Below are 21,495 nucleotides of genomic sequence, written 5' to 3'. Positions count from 1 at the left end.
AATCAGTGCGCTTTTCCCTGATTGGCTACCGCCTGCATTTTGGCTTTGATTTGTTTCGCGTCGCCCAGATAGTAATGGCGCAGGACGTTCATATCGTCGTCGAATTCATAGACGAGCGGTACGCCGGTCGGAATGTTTAGCTTGACGATTTCTTCATCGCCGATTCCGTCCAGATACTTCACGAGCGCGCGAAGGGAATTGCCATGGGCGGCTATGATGACGGTCTCTCCGTCGCGAATTTTCGGTTCAATATGTTCCAGATAGTACGGAACGACGCGTTCAATGGTCGTCTTGAGCGATTCAGCCAGCGGCAGTTCATCGGCCGGAATTTTGGCGTAGTGGGGCTGGTTTTGCGGCGCTCTTGGATCTTCTGGATCCAGAACGGGCGGCAGCCCGTCAAAAGAACGCCGCCATATGAGAACCTGTTCGTCTCCGTATTTGCGGGCGGTGCCGGCTTTGTTCAGTCCCTGGAGTGCCCCATAATGCCGTTCGTTGAGTTTCCACGTCTTTTCGACGGGAATATAGTTTTCATCCAGTTCATCGAGCACGTGATTGAGCGTGTGAATGGCCCGTTTCAAATACGAGGTGTAGGCCCGGTCGAGAACGATGCCTTCCTCTTTGAGCAGACGGCCGGCTTCTTTTGCCTCTTCATGCCCTTTTTCGGACAGATCCACATCCGTCCATCCGGTAAAGCGGTTTTTCCGGTTCCATTCGCTTTCGCCATGGCGAAGCAGCACAAGTTTTTTCATATCCAGACTCTCCTTTCTTTGATTGTTAGTTTAGTCTAATCGAAGAGTAGCAGATTGGATCGATCCAATCCAATCGGATGCCAGAAAAAAACAGACTCTGTCGAGCGGACAGAGTCTGGAAAAGACAAGATGGAAAGACGGAAAGATCAGAAGCAGAACGGTTTACTGAGCCGCGGCGGAAGAAGAGCTGGCAGAATCCTTTTTTTCAATGAGCTGACCGTGATGGTAGCGCTGGTTCTGGTACTGCGGGGCGTCCGGATTTTCCATGATGTAATCCGAAACGGCAGCGGCGAGCGCTTCGGCCACTTCGTCCTGCTTTTCTTCGCTGTTGAGCTTGGCAAGATCGTCCGGATTGGACATGTACGCCAGCTCGATCAGCATCGAATGAATATCGGACATGGTCACCAGCTGCAAAAGCTGATCGTCGATCGTCTGGTAGTTCTGCGCCCAGCCGATCGCGCTGAGATATTCGTGCATTTTATCCGTCAGCGCGCGGGTAATCGAGTCGTCGGGGTTGATGAAGAAGATCGTGCCTTCGACGGAAGGATCCGCAAAGGAATTGCAGTGAAGGGAGATGTAATAATCCGCGTCCTGTTCCCATTGCTGGGCAAGACGGTAATTGAGGTCATCGGATTCGACATCGCCCCAGAACACATTGTCGTCCTGACGGATGTATTTAACTTCGATCTGAGGATTCAGCTGTTCGAGATACTGACCCATTTTCATGGCGATCGCCAGGTTCAGATCTTTTTCCAGCGTGCCGTTATCGGTCGTTTTGCCGCCGTCTACGCCGCCATGACCGGCATCGATGAGAACGGTAGCCACTTTTTCTCCGGTATCCGGATACGTTTTATACGTCGGCGGGGTCGGTTCGGTCGACGCGACCGACGTCTGGGTGCTGGATGTCTGCGACTGGGAAGTCTTGGAAGTTTTCGGTTCAGGAGGCTGCTGGACGGGGGAATAGGCCCGGGTAAACAGCGTGGAATAAAGAACGATGGAAAGGCAGAGCAGGAGCGCGAAATACAGTCCAGCATGCGCGGCCTTATTTTTGCCTTTGCGCTGCTTTTTTGGGGAAGGGGATGGCATGTATACCTCCTTTAAAAATCAAAAGACAGAAATCCGCGCAGGAAGCGGGATTCTGAAGAGTTCAAAAGAAAAGATGAAAGACAGGAAAAAACAAAAATTGATCACCGATCCTGTCGGGTTCAGGATCGAGAGGCCGCATTCTGCTTCTGTCTGGATGCGTAGCCCGGTGCGCCCGGGTTGTAGAGAATCGTATCGGAAATGGCAGCAGCGGCTGCTGCGGCGGACTGTTCCAGGCGGGCGGAATCCTTAAGATACGAAAGATCGGTATCCGAGCTTAACAGTCCGAGATCGAGTTCAATCGCGTGCGCATTGGACATGGAAATCATCTGCAGGGGATAGTCGCGGGTAAAGACAATACCGCGATCGGGGAGCCAGGAAACCGTCGCGAAGTTTTCGACGATCCGGCTGGCGAGATCCTTAGCCATGTCATCGTCATCGTTGAGGATGATCTGAAAGCCGCTGGCGGAAGGGTCATCGCTGGCGTGCGCATGCAGAGAAATTACGTAATCGGCCTGCACGTCTTCCTGCTTCTGGATGCGGGCGGCCGTATCGTTCCAGTCGTTGCTGCCTAAACGGGTATCGTCTTCACGGGTGAGGACAACGTGAAGATCGGGATTCTGCTTTTCAAGATGGGCTTTGAGCTTTTTCGCGTAGTCGAGAACGATATTATTTTCCTGACTGCCGTCTTTGGCGCCGTCGCCAAGATCCGATCCGCCGTGACCGGCGTCAATCAGAATGGTTTTCGCATTCTGACCGTCGGCTTCACGAATCGCAAAGCCGTAATCGTCTTTGGAAGAAGCGGCCGCTTTTCTGGCGGTTTCTTCGAGGGTCTCGCTCGTTTCGCTTCCCGTCTGCGTCGAAGCCGCATCGGCAGAATCCGATGAAGCGGAGACTTCCGTCTCTGCAGAGGATAAACCTTCCAACGCCTGAGCGCTCGAACGATCGCTCGAGGAACTGGAAGAAGCCGCGTCTGCGTTTTGCGGACTCTGGGCGAGGGCGGCAGTTGTGAAAGACGTCTGTGCATTCTTGCCGTTTTCAAAGGCGGAAGGGAACAGCGCGTATAAAGCGGTCGTTACCGCAAGCAGACCGAGTCCGTACAGGACGGCGGCCGCGGAACGTTTGAGTTTCAGTTTCTGTTTTGCCATACGGCCTTCCTCCTTTCCCGGTCTTTGCGCAGACGATCGTTATTCATGGCGGATATCAATGGATGGCGTCCGTCGACGTCCGCCGCGCGATACGTAATTCTATCACATCGTCCGACAGATTCCGATTTGAAAACAAAATTTACCAGAATTGGAAAAAACCGATACGTAAAGGATGATAGACATTTTATAAAATCAGAGACGTGCGTTCACAGAAAAGAACGCCGTGATCAGGCGTTCTCAAAAAGGGCCGTTCCAATGCGGACCATATTGCTTCCGCAGGCGATAGCCAGCTTGTAGTCATGGCTCATGCCCATGGACAGATACTCAAAATCGGGGCGGTTTGCCTTATGTTTTTCAAACAGGGAATGAAGCAGCGTGAACTCTTCCCGGTTGACTTCCTCGGGCTGATTGAGCGAGGCGATCGTCATCAGACCGCGTACGCGAACGTGCTCAAGCGTATCGCAGTACGCGAGCAGATCGTCCAGTTCTTCGGGCGGAAGGCCGGTTTTGGTTTCATCCGTTTTCGACACTTTCACTTCGATCAGAATGTCCTGGACCAGATTCTGCTTGGCGGCTTCCTTTTCAATCTGCGCGGCCAGCTTTTTCGAATCCACGGATTCGATCATGGCGACTTTGCCGACAACGTATTTCACTTTGTTCGTCTGCAGATGGCCAATGATGTGCCAGGTATAGTTCGGATCGTATTTTTCAAGAAATTCCTGTACGCGGTTTTCGCCGAACGTGCGAACCCCGAGACGGTACTGTTCATCGACTTCTTCTTTGGAATGCTTTTTCGTCACCGCAACGAGCGTGACCTTTGGATCGTTCAGACGTTCTTTAATCAGTTTTTCATTCATAACGAGAGTCCTTCTTTAAACGGTATCCAGAACGGCGAAAAATCAAATCGTTGTTTTCAAATCGTCTGGAGTACCTGCGTCCCTTATTGTATACCGAATTGCAGAACCGGCAGAGCAGGGAAAGACCGGCCCAGATTGCAGAGCATGCAGGCGGCAGACCTTCTGCCAAAAAGGCGACAGTACCGTCAGAATACGAGAAGATAATAGAAGAAAAAAGGAGGTGCGCAGATGCAGCACGAATGTAAAGTGACCGTACTGGAAACCAAAGTGTTTCCAGAGCTTCAGCAGCAGTATCTGGCCAATCCAAAGTCCGGACCGTGTCCGTTTTTTAAGCCCGGCGATACGTTTGTTCTCAAGCGGACGGAAAAACAGGACGATTTTTACCATCTCATGAACGGCAGGTTTTGCGGAGAAGCGTGGGATGCCATCAGCCGCTACATTTCCGCGGCTTTGCAGGGCGGATCGATCATGTATAAATGGACGAACGATGAGCGGATGATGATCGCCTGCTGCAACGACGGCACGCGGCCGGTGATTTTCAAGATTGAACGGATCGATATTCCGGAAACAGAAGAAGAAAAAGAATGGCTGGAAAAGCAGGACTTTTCCAACCGCGCCCAGGACGCCTATACCGGCTGAGTTTCGAATCATCCGTTTTCAAGCCGATCGGTGCGTCCATACAGTCGGAATGGTTTGAGATCTGGAGTTCTGGCGGAAGGTTTTGCCAGCGCGACCGGATCTCTTTTTCTTTTTCCGGAGAGCAGCTGCCGCTCTTATCCTTCCAGACCGGGATTAAGGAAAGATGAAACGATTCTTTTCCTGGGGTAAGAACGGTTGAAAGAAGCGGCTGAAAAGATCGGTTGAAAAGCGGTTCAAAAAAGACGCCGGTCTGCGGCGTCAGAATGTTCTAAACGAGAAAATTTAAAAAAGCGTAAGCGGCTCTTCTGGAAGAATTGCATGCAGAGCGGGCGAAGCGTTCTGGCCCAGAATGGCGCTTTGTGCGGAATCGAGGACCCAGGCGGGCACCTGATCTTCCTGCAGAATGACCGGCATGCGATGGTGATAGGGTGCCACGCTTTCATTGGCATCCTGTGTGAGAATGATGAACTGATCATCGAGGGCCAGCGCGGCCAGATACAGAACGCGCCCGGGTTCATCAAAGGTGATTTTTTCCTTATCCGGTGTCCATTCGTAAAACGCAGTGGCCGGAACGGCAACGCGATTCGATCTCCAGGCGCGCGCAAACAGGGGCTTGGACGACGCGGTTTCCAGACGCGCATTGAAAATACGGCGATTCATGGAAGACGAGGCAAAGCCAAACGTCATTACGGAAAGATTCAGCGCCTGGTCTCTGGCGCAGACGGCGATCGTTCGGGCGGAAGGATAAATCACATGCGGATGCAGATCGAGCTCGATCTCCTCCCAGTGTTCCCTGGGCACCAGATGACGCAGAGAATCTACGATTTCTTCGCTGACTAGAAACTGACCGCACATACACATTCCTCTTTTCTTTTTCTGTCCTTCTGCCCGCCAGGCAAAACAGCGCTCTGTCTGCGGCAAAACGGGCAGAATGGCTTCCTGTCCTGATTGTAGCAAACCCCGGATTTCCTTTGTAAAGCCGGGCCTGCGTTTTGGCCGATCGTCAGAGCTTGCGCCGCTTGATACAATAGGAAAAGCGGATTTCGACTGCAGAGCGTTTTGTATCTGCAAAAGCAAAGATGCGAAATCAAGAATATGTAGAGAAAACCATATAGAAAACAGAGCGAAAAAAGGAAAGCAGCGCTCGGGGAGGAAAGAGGATGAAAAAGCCAGAAGGAAGCAAAGGCATCATGATCGCCTTTGAAGGCAGCGACGGAGCGGGGAAAAGCACTGCGATGGCGCATGTCTATGAAGAACTTTTGAAACGCGGCCTTCCCGTCATCACTACCCGCGAGCCGGGCGGATCGCCGCTCTCGGAACAAATCCGGAACATTCTGCTCGATCCCGAAAATGAAGTGGATCCGAAAACCGAAGCGCTTCTGTACGCCGCCAGCCGCCGCCAGCATCTGGTTTCCACCATTTTGCCAGCTTTGGAAGAAGGCAAAATCGTGCTTTGCGACCGGTTTCTGGATTCGTCGATCGCCTATCAGGGCTTTGGACGCGATCTGAATGCGAAGACGATTGAACATCTCAATGATTTTGGTCTGGAAGGCTTCCGGCCGGACGCGACGCTCTTTTTTGAACTCGATCGGGAAACATCCGCAAAGCGGATTAACCTGCGCGGCAATCTGAACCGTCTCGATCAGGAAAAGGAAGCGTTTTTCTCCCGGGTAGCCGACGGATTTGAAGCCATTCTCAAAACGCATCCCGAATATTGCCGCATTGACGCGTCGGGGTCGATCGAAGACGTAGCAAATCAGACGATGAAGCAGGTAGACCGTCTTCTCGAAGAGGCCGGCTATGGTCGATAAGAAAAAGCTGAAGGAACGCCAGCCGGTCGCATGGAAAATTCTTTCCAATGCCCTGAAAAGCGGACGCATTTCGCACGCCTACATGTTTTATGGACAGAAAAACCCGGATCAGAGCCGGCTGGCTCTGCTGTTTGCGCAGTCGATGAACTGCGAACATCCTGATGAAGACGGGATTGCCTGCCAGAACTGCGAAACCTGTCAGCTGATCGCCCGAGACATGTATCCGGACTTTTTCTGGCTGCATCCCGGCGGTCTGCAGGCGCGCAAGCCGCTGACGCGAAAGGAACTCGACGCCTGGTGGAAAACCAACGCGGTTCCCAGCGAACAGAAAACGAGCTGGAGACTGCGCAAAGAAGACATTCTGCGTCTGCAGGATACATTTGCCACCTCGAGCGGGACGGACGCCCGACGACAGGTTTATATTATTGAACAGTACGAACAGGCGACCGCTTCCGCGTCCAATACGCTTCTGAAATTTCTTGAAGAGCCCAAGGACGGGCTGACCGGCATCCTGTGTACAAGCGCGATCAATACCGTACTGCCGACGATCGTTTCCCGCTGTCAGCTGATCCCCATGCGGCCGCCTGCACGAGCGGCACTCGAAGCGGAAATTGCCGAAATAATCGACGATCCCGAAATTGTGGCGATTCTCGCCCGGGCCGGCTACGGTCCGGACAGTCTGGAAGCGCTCCTGGAAAACGAAGCGCTGTTTGAACTGCGCGATGCGGCGAAGGAATACTGGCCGCAGCGAACTTCGCATTCCGCCATTGTGCGTCTGGAATGCGGCGTCTTTTCCAAAAGCGGATTTCCCACCCGGGAAGCGGCCGCCTTTTTCCTGCACGGCCTGCTTTACTTTCTGGAGCAGGAGCAGACGGAACAGGCGGATCGTCTCGAAGAGCGCTCAACGCTTGTCGAAGCGCTCGACGCCCTGCGTCAGCCGCTCGACCCTGTTCTTCTGATCGAACGCGTTGCCCGCGATCTGCGCAAAGAAGCGCTCAGAAAACAAAGACGCTCAACCGGCATCCTGCAGCAGGATGCATATCCTTAGAAATTTCAGCCGCCGTTTTGCATGTTCACGCAAAACCGGGCGGCTTCTCCATAGATTGGAACGGACGCTGTCGATCTTTCTTTGAGAGAAAATCAAAATCGATCGAAACCCGTCTGCTTCCTTAGAAAGGCAAGACGAATTATGTCGAAACCATCCAGTGCCGCCAAGCCGGCATCGAATACGAAAACTTACCCTTTCATGGTGTATATCCAGTTTGACGGATCCAAGAAGGTGTATACCTTCGGAACGACAATGGAACATCGAACTGGTGAAGCGGTCGTTGTGGAAACGGTTCGCGGTCAGGAAATCGGTACGGTCTATGTACCGTCGATGCCCTTTGACGCGTCCAAAGTCCAGGGCGACTTAAAAGGCATCGTCCGCCGCGCCACGCCGGAAGACCTGCACCAGAAAGCTGAAAATGAAGAAGAAGCACGCAAATCCTTTGAGATCTGTGCCAAAGCCATCGAGCGCCTCAAGCTCGACATGCATCTGATTTCCTGCGAGTATACCCTTGATCGCTCCAAAGTGATTTTTACGTACGTCAGCGAAGATCGCGTCGATTTCCGCGGTCTGCTCAAAGAGCTCGCCGGATGCATCAGCGGCCGGATTGAACTGCGCCAGGTCGGCCCCCGCAACAAAGCCAAACTGGTCGGCGGCATCGGCAGTTGCGGCATGGAATGCTGCTGCAGCCGGTTCATGAGCGACTTTGATACTGTGTCCATCAACATGGCGAAAAACCAGCTGCTCGCGCTCAATATTTCCAAACTGTCTGGACAGTGCGGCAAGCTGAAGTGCTGTCTGCGTTTTGAAAACGAAGCCTATTGCGAGCTGCGCAAAAACCTGCCGAAGCTGAATTCCCAGATCGAATACAACGGAAATCGCTATCGGATCAGCTCGATGAACGTGCTTCAGAAACAAGCCAAGCTTGAAAACCGGGAAGAAACGCTGTTTGTCTCCTTTGACGAACTGTTCCCGGCAAGAAAGGCAGAACATGAATCGACAGAAAAGCTTCCAGAATGAAAATGGACCAGCCGTCTATCTGGTCCCGACCCCGATCGGCAATCTTTCGGAAATTTCTCCTCGCCAGAAAGAGGCGCTGGAAAACGCCGATGTGATCGCGTGTGAAGATACGCGCAATTCCGGCCTTCTTCTGAAATCGATCGGAATTCACAAACCGCTGATCGCGCATCATGAATACAACGCGCATACGAGTTCGACCGGCATTTTAAAGCTGCTTGAAGAAGGAAAGAAAGTCGCCGTCATTTCCGATGCCGGCTATCCGCTCATTTCGGATCCGGGCAGTGAACTCGTCCGGCTCGCTTCCCAGGCCGGCTATCCGGTCATTCCCGTTTCCGGAAGCAATGCGGCGTTAAACGCGCTGGTGGCCTCCGGCCTGGAAACCTCTCATTTCCTCTTTTACGGATTTCTGGATGCGAAAAGCGTTCGCCGGAAAAAGGAACTCGAAAGTCTGAAGTCCCTGCCGTATACGGTAATTTTTTACGAAGCGCCGCACCGCATTGAAAAAATGCTGGAAGACGTAAAGGAAGTCTTTGGCGACCGGCAGATCTGTCTGGCCAGAGAACTGACCAAGCTGCACGAAGAGTTCCTGCGCGGCACGATTTCCGAAATTCTCCCGCTGGTTTCCCAGCTGAAAGGAGAAATGGTCGTAGTCGTACAGGGCTGCCCGCAGCAGACTGACCGTTCTTTTGAAGAAACGGTTCGCATGGCGTCTGAACTGGCGGCCTCGGGCATCAAGCCCAAACAGGCAGCCGCTAAAGCCAGCGAAGAAAGCGGCTTTTCCAAAAACGAGGTGTATCAGGAAATGATGCGCCAGAAAAAGGAACAGGAAGAGCAGTAAAACCCATTCTTAAACAAACGAGGCTGATTTCAAAACCAGAAATCAGCCTTTTCTATATACCGGCATACCGGCCGGTTCGAAGAAAATTCCGACGCGCAAGGCGATGTTCATACAGCTCAATCCGGTCTGGAAAAAGCGGAATTTTGGGCTTGTCTAAAGGATTTGTTGTGCACAATATGAGCACATTCAAATTGACATTTGCGTGAAAAATGGAATAATGAAAAGCTGGATTATACGCTTTTTACAGGCTGCAGGCAGATCGCAGGAAATTCTGCGTTTTTTGCTCAAGGAAGAATCCAGAAATTACGAAAACGAAACCAGACGATACAAAATAAAGAAGCCGGCCCTCTTAACCATTCTCCAAAACAGAAAAGACGCCGTATGCGGATCCGCCAGACCATACCCGCTTTGGGGCAGCGTCCAGAGATCCTTTTTTGAAATCATTTATCGGCACGACATTTTGTCCGTGCCAAAATCATGAAAAGTTTAAAAGGCGCAGGCTTTGTGCTTTTCCAAATCCAGAGCCGGGCGCTACACTCCAGTTTCAGACAGAAATACAAAATCGAAATACATACACAAACCGAACAGAAAAACAGAAAGAAGGGATCAACATGGACTCTGTTATTCACATTCAGGGAGCCAGAGAAAACAACCTGAAAAACATTTCTCTCGATCTTCCCAAAAACAAGCTCATTATCATGACCGGCGTTTCCGGAAGCGGTAAGACTTCGCTGGCTTTCGATACGATTTATGCGGAGGGCCAGCGCCGCTATATGGAATCCCTGTCCTCTTATGCCCGCCAGTTTCTCGGCAATTCTGAAAAGCCGGATGTCGATCAGATTGACGGTCTTTCTCCTGCTATTGCTATCGATCAGAAAACGACTTCGCACAACCCGCGTTCGACCGTAGGCACGGTAACGGAAATTTACGACTACCTGCGTCTGCTGTACGCGCGCATCGGCGTGCCGTACTGCCCGGAACACGGCGAACCGATTACCGGCCAGACGGTTACCGAGATGGTAGACCAGGTTATGCTTCTGCCCGACGGCACCCGCACGACCGTTCTCGCTCCGATTGCCCGCGACAAGAAGGGCACGTTCAAGGACACATTTGCCAAACTGATGAAAGACGGTTTTCTGCGTGCCCGAGTTGATGGGGAAATCCGTCTGATCGAAGAACTCGAACCGCTGGGAAAAAATAAGAAGCACACGATTGAAGTTGTTGTCGACCGAATCATTAAAGGCAATAACCGCGGCCGCTACTACGATTCCATCAATACGGCGCTCAATCTCGGCGAAGGCATGGCGGCGGTCATGACGCCGGACGATACGCTGCTCTTTTCCTCGAGCTACGCGTGCAAAATCTGCGGTTTTACCGTACCGAAACTCGAACCGCGTCTGTTTTCCTTCAACGCGCCGATGGGCGCGTGCCCGGAATGCAAGGGCATCGGCGTCATCCAGAAAGTCGATCTGGATCTTCTGATTCCGGATAAGAAAAAGACGCTGAATGAAGGCGGCGTCGCCTACTTTAAAAACATTGCCGGCTCGTCCAACCAGGAATGGCAGCGCTTTGTGGCGCTGTGCGACCATTTCGGCATCAATATGGACAAGCCGATCAGCAAGCTGACGAAAAAGGAACTCGACATCGTTCTCCACGGTTCGGACGAACCGGTGTCCTACACTATCGTCAACAATAAAGGCCTGACCCGCGAATACAACGAGCCGATCGAGGGCGTAGCGGATCTGATTGAACGCCGCTATCTCGAAACGGGATCGGCCTGGTCGAGAGACTGGTACGAAACGTTCCTGGGCGAAGCGGTGTGCCCGACCTGCCACGGCGCCCGTCTGAACGATCAGGTTCTGGCGGTACGCATCGGCGGCAAGAACATTTACGAATGGACCCAGATGTCGGTTGTGGAAGCCATCGACTTCATCGAACATCTCGAACTGACCCCGGCGCAGCGCAAAATTGCGGAACTCGGTCTGAATGAAATCAAAAACCGTCTGACGTTTCTGAAAAATGTCGGTCTGACGTATCTGACGCTCGACCGTCTGGCGTCGACTCTTTCCGGCGGCGAAAGCCAGCGTATTCGTCTGGCCACCCAGATTGGTTCCCGTCTGACCGGTGTCATGTACGTTCTCGACGAACCGTCGATCGGTCTGCACCAGCGCGACAACGACCGTCTGATTCAGTCGATGAAGGAAATGCGCGATCTGGGCAACACCCTGATCGTTGTCGAACACGATGAAGATACGATGCGCGCCAGCGACTATATCGTGGACATCGGCCCAGGCGCCGGCGTGCACGGTGGGGAAGTCGTCGCCTGCGGTACGCCGGAACAGGTCATGGCCAACGAAAACTCCATTACCGGCCGCTATCTGTCCGGCAAGGAGAAAATTCCGTATCCGGCTGTGCGCCGCAAAGGCAGCGGCAAATCGCTGGATGTCATCGATGCCACCCATAACAACCTCCAGCACGTGAACGCCTCGTTCCCGCTCGGAACATTTACGGTTGTCACCGGCGTTTCGGGTTCCGGCAAATCGTCGCTCGTAACTGAAGTTCTCACCCACGGCATCCAGCATCATTTAGGAAAAGTCCGTGTAAAACCCGGTCAGGCAAAGGAAATACGCGGTCTTGAGGAAATCGACAAGCTGATCGAGATTTCGCAGGAGCCGATCGGCCGTACCCCGCGTTCCAATCCGGCGACGTATGTCGGCGTCTTTGACGATATCCGCGACCTGTTCGCACAGACGCGCGAAGCCAAACTGCTCGGTTTCACCAAATCGCAGTTTTCCTTCAACGTCAAAGGCGGACGCTGCGAAGCGTGTCAGGGCGACGGTACCCGCAAGATTTCGATGCACTTCCTGCCCGACGTCTATGTCGAATGCGACATTTGTCACGGCAAGCGCTATAACGAAGAAACGCTTCAGGTAAAGTACAAGGACAAAACGATTTCCGACGTTCTGGAAATGACGGTGGAAGAAGCCATTGAATTTTTCCAGCCGATTTCCCGCATCCGTCACAAGCTGCAGACGCTGGCGGATGTCGGTCTGTCCTACGTCAAGCTCGGCCAGTCGGCGACCACCCTGTCCGGCGGGGAAGCACAGCGTGTCAAGCTGGCGAGCGAACTGCAGAAAAAGCCGACCGGCAAGACGGTCTTTGTTCTCGATGAGCCGACGACCGGTCTGCATTCGAGCGATGTCCGCAAGCTGATCGAAGTGCTGCAGCGTCTGGTCGACGGCGGCAATACGGTCATCGTCATCGAACACAATCTCGACGTCATTAAAAACGCGGACTATATTCTTGATCTCGGTCCGGAAGGCGGTGCCGGCGGCGGTACGATTATCGCCAAGGGAACCCCGGAAGAAATTGCGGCCTGCCCGAACAGCTTTACCGGTCAGTATCTCGCCCCGCTGCTTACCGGCGGCGAAGCCGAAGCCTATACGAAATGGAAAGGCTTTGAAGACGAGAAGGAAAGCAAAACCGAAGAATAAAGAACCAAAACGCAAATCGGAAAAATCATCCGAAGAGCTTAAATACCGAAAAACGAAAAATCCAAAATAGCAGAAGAAATTCGAATCCAGAGCAACAGCTTAAGGAAAAAGTTCCTCGAGCTGCTGCTTTTTTCTGCCTTTCAACGAGGAAGAAAAGGCAACGGACGGTTGCTTGAGCCTCATACGGGCTTCCCGCATACTGAATGCAGGAAAAGAGGTACGCAAATGAGTACAGGAACGATTCTCAAACAGCTTCGAGATGCATCGATGATGACGCAGGCCCAGCTGGCGGACAAAGTTCACGTCACCCGTCAGGCGGTATCCCGATGGGAAAATGGCGAAACTATACCGGGAGCGGATTTGCTGGTGAAGCTGTCCGAAGTGTTTGGCGTATCGATCGACGCTTTACTGGAGTCACCGGTGATTCGCTATTGCGAATGCTGCGGAATGCCTCTTGAGCCGTCGATCATGGGGAAAAATAAGGAAGGAGAAATCGATCCCGGCTACTGCAAGTGGTGTCTGGAAGACGGATCCTTTGTGTATACCGAACCGGATCAGATGCTGGATTTTCTCGTCGCTTCGATGCCGCAGAATGGCCTGAGCGAAAAAGAATGCCGGGCGTTTTACGCATCACATCTCAAAAAGCTTCCGTACTGGAAGGGAAAAATGACTTCCGATTCCAACGAATAAGAAAAGCTGCTTTACACCCATTCCAGCCAATACTTCACTGCGAATTCACCGCCAATTCACCGCATCAGGCCGGATTCGGGCCGCTGTTTAAACAGTCAGGTCAGAATCCGGCATTTTCCTGTGTGCTGGCTTTCCCCGTTTCCCGGGGATACATGTAAACTGAGAGACTGTACGTCTTGCACAAGGTCGAAAAATCGTCTGGAAGAAACATTCGGGCATTTTGAATCCGTTTGACATTTCGAACTGTCTAATGTTAAGGAAATACAGCGGGAACACAGAAATTTGTGATGGGATACTCTATGCCGGTCATTTCTGTACGCAGAAAAACCGCTGGATAAGATATGATAAAGCTCTGAACAGCGGCCGCAAAAAACTGCGAAATCCGCAGAGCAGGGAAAGGGGGCAGAACACATGGCGAAAGCAACAGTCCGGGATCTGGTTGTGAAATTTCACTGGAACCAGGTGGCCGGCACCAGCAAAGCCCTCAAGCGCCCGATCACCCTGCCGGATATTAACCGTCCGGGTCTTGAACTCGCCGGCTACCTGTCCCATTCGCAGACGAAGCGTCTGATCGTGATCGGCGGTAAAGAATACCGCTACATTACCGAACAGATGGACGAAATCCAGCAGCGCCGTGTTTTTGAATTCGTGACGCATGCGGATACCCCCTGCATTCTTCTGACCGGCGGCCACGTCTGCCCGCCGATTCTCAAGGAGATTTCCGATCGGAAGGACTTTCCTGTCTTTGAAACGAAGACAAAAACGAGCCAGGTCGTCGTCAATGTCACCAACTATCTCGACGAACTGCTCGCCCCGGCGACACTGCTGCACGGCGAACTCGTCCGCATTTACGGCGTAGGCGTTCTGATTACCGGAACCAGCGGCTCCGGCAAAAGTGAAATCGTACTGGACCTCGTCAAGCGGGGCCATCAGCTGGTTGCCGATGACCGGGTGGATCTGTATCGAATTCACAACACGCTCGTCGGCAAAACCGCTCAGGTCATTTCCGGATTCATGGAACTGCGCGGCGTCGGCATTATCGATATCAAGCGCCTGTACGGCATTACCTCGGTTGCCAATTCCGCGGAAATCAGTTTTGAAATTCGTCTCGAAACGTATAATCCGAGCGTGGCGTATGACCGTGTCGGTCTGGGAGACAAGCAGTATTCCAACTACCTTGGCATCCCGGTTTTGAAAATGGTCATCCCGGTTACGTACGGCCGGCCGATGGCGACCGTTATTGAAACGGCGGTAACCAACTATCTGCTTCAGCAGGACGGCTTCGATTCCGCAGAAGTTTTCGAAGAGCTGGTTCTCGAAGAAATTGAAAAGAACCGCAGTGAAGAAGAGGAAGAAGTCAAAGCCGCAGCCATGCAAAACGCAGAGCCGCTCAATTAAGATGGCCAAAGCGTAAAAAACGGCGTGAATCACAGACACTGCCGAAAGAATGAACGAATACAAAAATCAGACATCGAAAAACAGAGCGCTCCCGGCGCTCTGTTTCCATATGTACGCGATATGCACGTGATGGAATGAACCCGATGTACGCAAAATAGACCGGGGATACCCGAAGTACCCCGAAACGAAAACGACGAGAATGCCGCAAGGCATTTTTTAAGGAGAGCGAACATGGAAAAATTGCCAAATTCCAATGCAGGACAGACCCCATCCTCAAAACATACTGTCGATCCGCAAAAGCCGCTGGTGCTGTTTGACCTGGACGGCACGCTGATCGATTCGCAGAATCTTGTGTTCGAGACGTTCCGGCAGGTGTTTGCCCAGAAGCTTCCCGATTACCAGCTGAGCCCCGAAGAGCTGTATTCCTTTTTCGGCCCAACGCTCGAAACGACCTTTCTTCGCTATTTTCCGCCGGAAGAAGTGGAAGACGTGATCGACCTCTATCAGAAAATTAACAAGGATCTGCATTACATGTTGCTGCGTGAAATGCCGCATGCGCTCGAAACCGTTCAGAAGCTGTATGACGAAGGGTATGCGATGGGAATCCTTTCCAACAAGCGGCGCGAACCGGTTTTGCTGGGGATGGAAATCTGTCATCTGCGTCCATATTTTGAGGCGGTATTCGCGAAGGAAGATCAGCCGGCCTGCAAGCCGGATCCGGCAGGACTGCTGCATGCGGCGAAAGTCATGGGCTATCCAAAGGAAAAAGCGGTCTACGTCGGAGACAACGACGCAGACATTCAGGCGGCACACAGAGCCGGTTTTGTGTCCATCGGCTATACTTTAGATACAGTACAAAGAACAGCACTCGAAAAGGAAGGTCCGGATTATCTGATCGATGATCTTCGCCAGCTTCCTTTTCTTCTCAAGGAGGAATCAAAATGGAACAAGAATATGATCTTGTGATTATCGGCGCCGGCCCAGCTGGAATGACCGCCGCACTGTATGCTTCCCGTGCCGGACTGACGACAGTCATGATTGACGGTACGGCTCCAGGCGGAAAACTTCTCAAAACGTACCAGGTCGATAACTATCCTGGCGTACCTTCCGTTTCCGGACCGGATCTGGCCATGCAGATGTATCAGCAGTCCATCGAGTTCGGCGCCCAGTACATGTTTGGCGAAGTTGAATCCGTATCCGCCGGTCATCAGGTCATCCTGAAAGACGGCACCATCATCAATGCGAAAGCCGTTATTGTCGCCACGGGTGCGGCAGAACGTCATCTCGATATCCCTGGCGAACAGGAAGCCATCGGTCACGGCGAAAGCTTCTGCGCCGTATGCGACGGCGCCTTCTTCCGTGAAAAGGAAGTCGTTGTCATCGGCGGCGGCAACTCCGCTCTGGAAGAAGCGCAGTTCCTGGCGCGCTTCGCGTCTTCGGTAACGATTGTCATCCGCCGCGATGAATTCCGTGCAGCAACCAAAGTGCAGCAGGACATCGCCGCCAACGACAAGATTCGCGTAATCCGTCATCACATCCCGGTTTCCATTCAGATGGAAGACGGCAAAGTCAGCGGACTTACCCTCAAAAACCTCGAAGACGGCCTCGAAGTACATCTGAAATGTCAGGGCATCTTCCCTTACATCGGTCACATTCCGGAAACCAGCTTTGTGAAGGATCTTGGCGTACTCGATGAGCGCGGCTATCTGGTCGTTGACCGCCGCATGAGAACCGCCGTTCCTGGAATTTTCGGATGCGGCGACTGCATCGACAAGGAACTTCGTCAGATCGTTACCGCCTGCGGAGACGGTGCTATCGCAGCGGAAGAAGCCTTCCACTACGTCACCGGAATCTAGGATCATTCATCGATTTCGGCAGACGAAAATTCATACAGAAATTCAGAGTCAGAAACAGAAAAAGGCGATACGCGCGCAGAATCACGAGCGTATCGCCTTTTGTCTATGGTCTTCGCTCTGCGAAAAATCACAGAGCAGCTCAGAAAATTCGTATCAGTTCATGACAACCTGATGCGGAAGGATCGTCGTTTCATCAATGACTTCAAAAGAATAGCCGTTGTCCCGATAGTTCTGAATGATCGCATCGAGCGCCTGGGCAGTCGTGGACTGGTCGGGCGAGTCGTGGAAGCGGACGACCAGCTGATCGGCTGTCATATGCTGGAGACAGGTGTTGATCAGCGTGTTTGGATCGATGTTCACGTCATACCAGTCGTTGGAATCCGCGTTCCAGTCGCAGTACATGTAGCCTTTCTGGCTGATGGCACGAACGAGATCGGACATGATTCCCGTGCCGGGAACGACCGTGTTGCCGGATCCTTCCGGGAAGCGGATCAGTTTGACATCCTGACCGGTTTCTTCACGGACCAGACTGGAAATTTTGTCCAGATCCTTGAAATACGCGTCTTCGGATTTGTAGATGGCGGAAGGATTGTTGGAATAGGACATCAGGCCCAGCGAATGGCCCGCATCCGCAATTTTGCGGATCTTATCGGCGGATTCTGGATGCTCCGCCGTAACAAAGAAGGTCGCTTTGACGTTATTGCGCTCCAGAGCGTCCAGAATGGCATCGGTCTGGCTGGACGGACCTTCTTCGAAGGTCAGATACACCAGTTTCTTTCCGTAGTTTGGATTTTCCTTTACGGTAACCGTCTGCGAATACGTCTGTTCGTTGCCGGAATGGTCAATGAGACGAATGGTAACCGGATAGGAACCCGGGGCTTCCGTATTCAGCGCCGAAGTATCGATGTGTACGGAAGGCTTTTCGTCATAGTCATCCGTGATGATCAGCTGTTCGGCGGGATACGGTTTTCCCTGGAGCAGCTCAATGCTTTCGGTGAAGTTTTCAATGACCGGAGGATGGGTATCGTTGACGCGGGTCAGCTTGACGGTCTTGCTGGTTTCGTTTTCGTAGTCATCCCGGGCTGTAATGGTGATTTCATAGGACCCTTCGCGGCGCTTGGGGTCATCGCCGGTCATTTTCAGGGAATAGTTGGACGGATCGGAACACGATGTCACGAACATGCGCGGCGTCAGATTCTCATTGGTCGTAATGGTCAGATCGTGGACTTCGAGCTCGGGGCCTTTCGTATCCTTTACTTCAACGAGAAACGGATATTCTTTTCCTTTATACACATAGGCGGCATCGTAAGTGCCGATTTTATCTTTATCTACTGAGCCTTTAAATGTGACTTTGTCTTCGGAATCCAGGAAGACCGATTTCAGGTTTCCTTTGGAGTTAAACGACTCGGTATATTCAGCCACATAGACTTCGGAAGCCAGGCTGATCGGGTTCAGCGCCTTGAAAAGCAGATAGAAACCCGCAACGGCGGCGGCAATCAGCGCAATCAGAAGCAGAATCCGATTTCTACGCCGGTTTCTGTTCCGGTTTGCCGGCCGGGATTGTTTTCTGGAAGCTTTTTTCGAAGCCTTCTTCTGGGCAGCCGGCTCCTGTAAAGAAGGGCTGGATTTGGACGGTTCAGAATTCACAGGTTCTCCTTTCTGGCAGCGCAGATTTTGCGGAAAGGTTTGCGGTCTGCCTGCTTTTTTAAACGGCCGGCGATCGTTTTTCAAAGTGAAGGAAACGCATCGTCCGGACAGGAAAAGGTATATATCAATGTAACAGAATTCTGAGCCGCGCACGCTCTTTTCTGACAAAATGACAGAACTGAACGTTTTCCCCGTGTACGTTCAGGGGGTGCGATCGGAAACGATTCAGGCGTTCGGCAGGACAAAACAGGCGGTTTGAAAACGGATGCACTAAAAATCACAAAGATTATGACGATCTGTCGTACAATCTTAAGGCTGTTTAAAGTTCGTCTTCTTCGGATACCCGAAGAAAAGACTTTATGAACCGGCCTTTTTTGAAAAGTAAGAAAAGCTGGATGAAAGTATACGGATAAGATGAAACGTGAGCGTAGGAAAGAATAGACAAAAAAGGACGGCGCATACTGTGGACAGATTGCCCTTCCTAAAATTCCTTTGCATCAGTTAAAAATATCTTTCCTCAAATATGACAAACTGAACAGGAGTTAGCAGGATCTGCGGTCAGGGAAAATGCACATGGTAATATGAATTGCAGAAATGGCAAACCTGAACAGAGGAGATTGGTGTATGAAAATAATTGTTATTGGTGAAAATGCGAAAGAACAAGCTCTGGGTTCGCTTCTGGAATGCCGCGGCAGTAATGAAGTACTCGTCGTCCCCGGAAATCCGGGAACGGTTCAGTTTGAGCAGTCGGTAGAAGAGCTCCCGGATAACTATAATCCTGAAGACATTTTTGGAACGCTGGTGGAGTTTGAACCAGATCTGGTCATTCTCTGTGATGAGGATCTCATCCGCAAGGGATGGGGAGACAGTCTCTCCAGCCGTGGATGGAATGTTCTGGCCCCGGATATCAAAGCCTGTCATATGATTGATGACAAGCCGCTCTGGGCCAAGATTATGCAGGAAAACGATATTCCGGTAGCGGATTTCCGCATGCTGAATACGATTGAAGAAGCACGAAAGTTTGTGGAAGAATTTCCATGCCCGTTCGTACTGAAGGAAGTGGAAGGCGAAAAACGGTTCGCCATTCCGTATAACGAAGACGAAGCGCTGGATCTGCTGGAAGAATGGTTTGGAAATGGACGTACCCGCGTCATGGTTTCTGAATTTAAAGAAGGCCGCCGCTTTAATCTGCCGGTTATGGTTTATAAGGCCCGTGTGGTTCCGCTTCTTCCTTATATTGTGATGCGCGGTATTTATGAACATGAAGACGATCCGCAGGCCAAAGGAATGGGCGCGGTATGCAGCGCCAGAGGTCCGATCAGTCATGAACACGCCCAGGAAGCCGTTGAGCGAATTATGGTTCCGTTCTTCAAGGTGATCCAGAAACGTGGCGTGGACTACAACGGTCTTCTGACCGGTGAATTTGTGCTGACCGATCACGGTCTGGTCTGCGTAAACATGAAACCGGGTCTTTCAGAAACCGGTGCGGTTTCCTATCTGCAGCTTCTGCGCAGCGATCTGGCCAAAGCCTGGTTCGATCTGCAGGAAGGCAAACCGGTAAATCTCGAATGGCGGCCGAAAGTAGCAGTTTCCGTTGTTCTGGCCGGCAAGGACTATCCGCAGACCGATTCCCACGATGCGCCGATTGTGATGGATGAAGACTTTGAAGGCATCATCAACTACAACCACGCAAAAGTCGGAGAAAACGGCCGGATCCTTACGGACGGCGGACGCGTACTTATTCTTACCCGCGTAGACGAAACGCTTGCCGGAGCCTGTGCAAAAGTACAGGAATCCGCAGACGCCATTCACTGCTCCGATCTGATTCATCGTTCCGACATTGGACAGGATCTCGACTAGCTGGATTCCGTTGCAAAAGAAAAGACGAATCTTCGAAATCCCTGAATAAATAAAAGAGACGGCATCGACCTTTTCGTCGATCTATGCCGTCTCTTTTCTGTTATCCGCTCTTGGCCAAAGGAAAAAGCAAAAGAAAAATCCAGATCCAGACGTCCACATAGAGGCACAAGCCCGTTTTCTCGTTCCGTTCAGGGAACAGAACAAGTGAACCGGGCATTTTGTTTAGAAAATCTTTAGAATTTAAATGTACTTTGGTCTTCCAGTTCTGATTTCGCATGCTATAATATCAAAGCGTTGAAACAAAGCGCATATGCGGACGTGGTGAAATGGCAGACACGCTGTCTTCAGGCGGCAGTGGGGCAACCCGTGTGCGTTCGACTCGCATCGTCCGCACCACTTAACAAATATCCCGGTAGGTAAAGCCTATCGGGTTTTTATTTTGTTTTGATGTGCGATTTACGTGCGATTTTTTATACTAGATTGAGTTTAGAAGACTAGTCTTCATCCTCCTGCCAGGACTCAGCAATGGCCATAGCGGAATTAATGAATGATTTTATATTGTAGCTCTTCGTTTCTTCTGGATATTTTTCAGCCAGATTCTTATATGCCTCAATGAGTTCAACACTTTTCGACTGTTCTGCACTATCGTCAATGATTTCGCTGATCCATGAATACTCGTCTTCCGTGCAATTGTTTTTTAAGAAGTGCATGGCGTCGGGAATGTTAGCCGCAAATAAATGTACTGTATCCTTGATGAAAAGCTCGCTGAAGGTAATGGCTTCATCGGAAACAGCTATTCTTTTTCTTAAAAGATTTCTATATGGATCTTTGAAATTCATTTTTTATTCCTCTAGAACTTTCCCAACGAGCTTAACTATACAAATCGCTCGTTTTTGAAATTTTATCTCATTAGAGAGCCTTTTTTTCGAGGCTCTCTTTTAATTCTGCCTGGCTTCATGACCAGACATGCGATTAACAAGCATTATTAAGCAAAAATCGTAAATCAATTTGATTCTTTGAAATTTCATTTTTATTATAAAAATCCTCCCTGTATAGATTATTTAATGATATAAGACAGATATAAATACACTATATGAAAAGGAGCCAAATATGTCTGTTCCAGCTGAGATTCGTGCCGTACCACGTCCCAAAAATTCGATTGTCTATGCCTATGGAAAAAACAAGGATCGATACGCTGTCAAGCAGCGAGTCGGCTGTGTCCGCAAGAACGGCCATTGTTATCCAGTCGATGGTCCTACTATCGGCCACATCATTAATGGCAAATTCGTACCTCTTGAAGAACCGACTTCTCCAGCGGTTCATACATCTAAGACAGTTCTTAAAGACTGGGCCAATG

General features: G+C 51.3%; 19 protein-coding genes, 1 tRNA gene and 1 pseudogene. 14 read left to right on the top strand and 7 right to left on the bottom strand.

Annotated features, from left to right (window positions below):
- Positions 1–2: 2 nt before the first annotated feature.
- The 4 genes from gpmA to Afil_RS02505 all read right to left on the bottom strand — a co-directional run bounded on the left by gpmA (position 3) and on the right by Afil_RS02505 (position 3,837).
- Entirely contained in the window at positions 3–749 is a 747-nt protein-coding gene (gpmA, locus tag Afil_RS02520) for a 2,3-diphosphoglycerate-dependent phosphoglycerate mutase (protein ID WP_230266949.1), read from the bottom strand.
- A gap of 162 nt (positions 750–911) precedes the next feature.
- Positions 912–1,835 (bottom strand): N-acetylmuramoyl-L-alanine amidase, encoded by a 924-nt coding sequence (locus Afil_RS02515; protein WP_230266948.1) that lies wholly within the window; start codon positions 1,833–1,835, stop codon positions 912–914.
- Between the two features lie 119 nt (positions 1,836–1,954).
- Positions 1,955–2,980, bottom strand: a complete 1,026-nt coding sequence (locus tag Afil_RS02510; RefSeq protein ID WP_230266947.1) for an N-acetylmuramoyl-L-alanine amidase — start codon at positions 2,978–2,980, stop codon at positions 1,955–1,957.
- A 227-nt stretch (positions 2,981–3,207) separates the two neighbouring features.
- Complete coding sequence (locus Afil_RS02505) at positions 3,208–3,837, bottom strand: YggS family pyridoxal phosphate-dependent enzyme (protein WP_230266946.1); 630 nt, start codon at positions 3,835–3,837, stop codon at positions 3,208–3,210.
- 228 nt (positions 3,838–4,065) lie between these two features.
- Here Afil_RS02505 and Afil_RS02500 point away from each other — a divergent pair, with 228 nt between their 5' ends.
- On the top strand, positions 4,066–4,476 hold the full coding sequence (locus tag Afil_RS02500) for a TIGR04076 family protein (protein ID WP_230266945.1): 411 nt from the start codon (positions 4,066–4,068) through the stop codon (positions 4,474–4,476).
- A 282-nt stretch (positions 4,477–4,758) separates the two neighbouring features.
- Here Afil_RS02500 and Afil_RS02495 read toward each other — a convergent pair whose 3' ends face one another.
- The gene (locus Afil_RS02495) at positions 4,759–5,331 is read right to left on the bottom strand and encodes an SOS response-associated peptidase family protein (RefSeq protein WP_230266944.1); all 573 of its coding nucleotides are present in this window, start codon (positions 5,329–5,331) and stop codon (positions 4,759–4,761) included.
- Between the two features lie 305 nt (positions 5,332–5,636).
- On the opposite strand from Afil_RS02495, the gene tmk reads away from it, so the two are divergent.
- The 10 genes from tmk to trxB all read left to right on the top strand — a co-directional run bounded on the left by tmk (position 5,637) and on the right by trxB (position 16,631).
- Positions 5,637–6,287 (top strand): dTMP kinase, encoded by a 651-nt coding sequence (gene tmk / locus Afil_RS02490; RefSeq protein WP_230266943.1) that lies wholly within the window; start codon positions 5,637–5,639, stop codon positions 6,285–6,287.
- On the top strand, positions 6,277–7,335 hold the full coding sequence (locus Afil_RS02485; protein WP_230266942.1) for a DNA polymerase III subunit: 1,059 nt from the start codon (positions 6,277–6,279) through the stop codon (positions 7,333–7,335). The genes tmk and Afil_RS02485 overlap by 11 nt, the downstream gene beginning before the upstream one ends.
- 141 nt (positions 7,336–7,476) lie before the next feature.
- Entirely contained in the window at positions 7,477–8,355 is an 879-nt protein-coding gene (locus Afil_RS02480) for a PSP1 domain-containing protein (RefSeq protein ID WP_230266941.1), read from the top strand.
- Entirely contained in the window at positions 8,327–9,193 is an 867-nt protein-coding gene (rsmI, locus tag Afil_RS02475; RefSeq protein WP_230266940.1) for a 16S rRNA (cytidine(1402)-2'-O)-methyltransferase, read from the top strand. The genes Afil_RS02480 and rsmI overlap by 29 nt, the downstream gene beginning before the upstream one ends.
- Positions 9,194–9,391: 198 nt before the next feature.
- A complete protein-coding gene (locus tag Afil_RS02470) occupies positions 9,392–9,631 on the top strand; it encodes a hypothetical protein (RefSeq protein WP_230266939.1) in 240 nt (79 codons plus the stop codon).
- A 173-nt stretch (positions 9,632–9,804) separates the two neighbouring features.
- Positions 9,805–12,687: an excinuclease ABC subunit UvrA gene (gene uvrA, locus Afil_RS02465; RefSeq protein ID WP_230266938.1), complete on the top strand. Its 2,883-nt coding sequence runs from the start codon at positions 9,805–9,807 to the stop codon at positions 12,685–12,687.
- A 225-nt stretch (positions 12,688–12,912) separates the two neighbouring features.
- Positions 12,913–13,377 (top strand): helix-turn-helix domain-containing protein, encoded by a 465-nt coding sequence (locus Afil_RS02460; protein ID WP_230266937.1) that lies wholly within the window; start codon positions 12,913–12,915, stop codon positions 13,375–13,377.
- A gap of 411 nt (positions 13,378–13,788) precedes the next feature.
- Complete coding sequence (gene hprK / locus Afil_RS02455) at positions 13,789–14,775, top strand: HPr(Ser) kinase/phosphatase (protein ID WP_230266936.1); 987 nt, start codon at positions 13,789–13,791, stop codon at positions 14,773–14,775.
- Between the two features lie 231 nt (positions 14,776–15,006).
- Complete coding sequence (locus Afil_RS02450) at positions 15,007–15,741, top strand: HAD family hydrolase (RefSeq protein WP_230266935.1); 735 nt, start codon at positions 15,007–15,009, stop codon at positions 15,739–15,741.
- Entirely contained in the window at positions 15,717–16,631 is a 915-nt protein-coding gene (gene trxB, locus Afil_RS02445) for a thioredoxin-disulfide reductase (RefSeq protein ID WP_230266934.1), read from the top strand. Before Afil_RS02450 ends, trxB begins: the two co-directional genes overlap by 25 nt.
- Before the next feature lie 153 nt (positions 16,632–16,784).
- On the opposite strand, the gene Afil_RS02440 is transcribed toward trxB, so the two are convergent.
- The gene (locus Afil_RS02440; protein ID WP_230266933.1) at positions 16,785–18,278 is read right to left on the bottom strand and encodes a polysaccharide deacetylase family protein; all 1,494 of its coding nucleotides are present in this window, start codon (positions 18,276–18,278) and stop codon (positions 16,785–16,787) included.
- A 624-nt stretch (positions 18,279–18,902) separates the two neighbouring features.
- Here Afil_RS02440 and Afil_RS02435 point away from each other — a divergent pair.
- On the top strand, positions 18,903–20,138 hold the full coding sequence (locus Afil_RS02435; protein WP_230266932.1) for a phosphoribosylglycinamide synthetase C domain-containing protein: 1,236 nt from the start codon (positions 18,903–18,905) through the stop codon (positions 20,136–20,138).
- A 312-nt stretch (positions 20,139–20,450) separates the two neighbouring features.
- Positions 20,451–20,534: transfer RNA gene (locus Afil_RS02430), tRNA-Leu, on the top strand.
- A 98-nt stretch (positions 20,535–20,632) separates the two neighbouring features.
- Here the strand turns inward: Afil_RS02430 and Afil_RS02425 are convergent.
- On the bottom strand, positions 20,633–20,977 hold the full coding sequence (locus tag Afil_RS02425) for a hypothetical protein (RefSeq protein ID WP_230266931.1): 345 nt from the start codon (positions 20,975–20,977) through the stop codon (positions 20,633–20,635).
- Between the two features lie 271 nt (positions 20,978–21,248).
- Between Afil_RS02425 and Afil_RS02420 the strand changes: the two are divergent.
- Positions 21,249–21,495, top strand: a pseudogene (locus Afil_RS02420) (hypothetical protein); the annotation flags it as partial.

It is taken from the genome of Allobaculum fili (genome assembly GCF_020969955.1).
Lineage (GTDB): Bacteria > Bacillota_I > Bacilli_A > Erysipelotrichales > Erysipelotrichaceae > Allobaculum > Allobaculum fili.
This window is presented reverse-complemented; position numbering and strand designations above follow the sequence as displayed.

Bases quoted from the DNA above. Each gene is read 5' to 3' on its own strand.
- gpmA (WP_230266949.1), bottom strand. From the start codon at position 749: ATGAAAAAACTTGTGCTGCTTCGCCATGGCGAAAGCGAATGGAACCGG.
- Afil_RS02515 (WP_230266948.1), bottom strand. From the start codon at position 1,835: ATGCCATCCCCTTCCCCAAAAAAGCAGCGCAAAGGCAAAAATAAGGCC.
- Afil_RS02510 (WP_230266947.1), bottom strand. From the start codon at position 2,980: ATGGCAAAACAGAAACTGAAACTCAAACGTTCCGCGGCCGCCGTCCTG.
- Afil_RS02505 (WP_230266946.1), bottom strand. From the start codon at position 3,837: ATGAATGAAAAACTGATTAAAGAACGTCTGAACGATCCAAAGGTCACG.
- Afil_RS02500 (WP_230266945.1), top strand. From the start codon at position 4,066: ATGCAGCACGAATGTAAAGTGACCGTACTGGAAACCAAAGTGTTTCCA.
- Afil_RS02495 (WP_230266944.1), bottom strand. From the start codon at position 5,331: ATGTGCGGTCAGTTTCTAGTCAGCGAAGAAATCGTAGATTCTCTGCGT.
- tmk (WP_230266943.1), top strand. From the start codon at position 5,637: ATGAAAAAGCCAGAAGGAAGCAAAGGCATCATGATCGCCTTTGAAGGC.
- Afil_RS02485 (WP_230266942.1), top strand. From the start codon at position 6,277: ATGGTCGATAAGAAAAAGCTGAAGGAACGCCAGCCGGTCGCATGGAAA.
- Afil_RS02480 (WP_230266941.1), top strand. From the start codon at position 7,477: ATGTCGAAACCATCCAGTGCCGCCAAGCCGGCATCGAATACGAAAACT.
- rsmI (WP_230266940.1), top strand. From the start codon at position 8,327: ATGAATCGACAGAAAAGCTTCCAGAATGAAAATGGACCAGCCGTCTAT.
- uvrA (WP_230266938.1), top strand. From the start codon at position 9,805: ATGGACTCTGTTATTCACATTCAGGGAGCCAGAGAAAACAACCTGAAA.
- Afil_RS02460 (WP_230266937.1), top strand. From the start codon at position 12,913: ATGAGTACAGGAACGATTCTCAAACAGCTTCGAGATGCATCGATGATG.
- hprK (WP_230266936.1), top strand. From the start codon at position 13,789: ATGGCGAAAGCAACAGTCCGGGATCTGGTTGTGAAATTTCACTGGAAC.
- Afil_RS02450 (WP_230266935.1), top strand. From the start codon at position 15,007: ATGGAAAAATTGCCAAATTCCAATGCAGGACAGACCCCATCCTCAAAA.
- trxB (WP_230266934.1), top strand. From the start codon at position 15,717: ATGGAACAAGAATATGATCTTGTGATTATCGGCGCCGGCCCAGCTGGA.
- Afil_RS02435 (WP_230266932.1), top strand. From the start codon at position 18,903: ATGAAAATAATTGTTATTGGTGAAAATGCGAAAGAACAAGCTCTGGGT.
- Afil_RS02425 (WP_230266931.1), bottom strand. From the start codon at position 20,977: ATGAATTTCAAAGATCCATATAGAAATCTTTTAAGAAAAAGAATAGCT.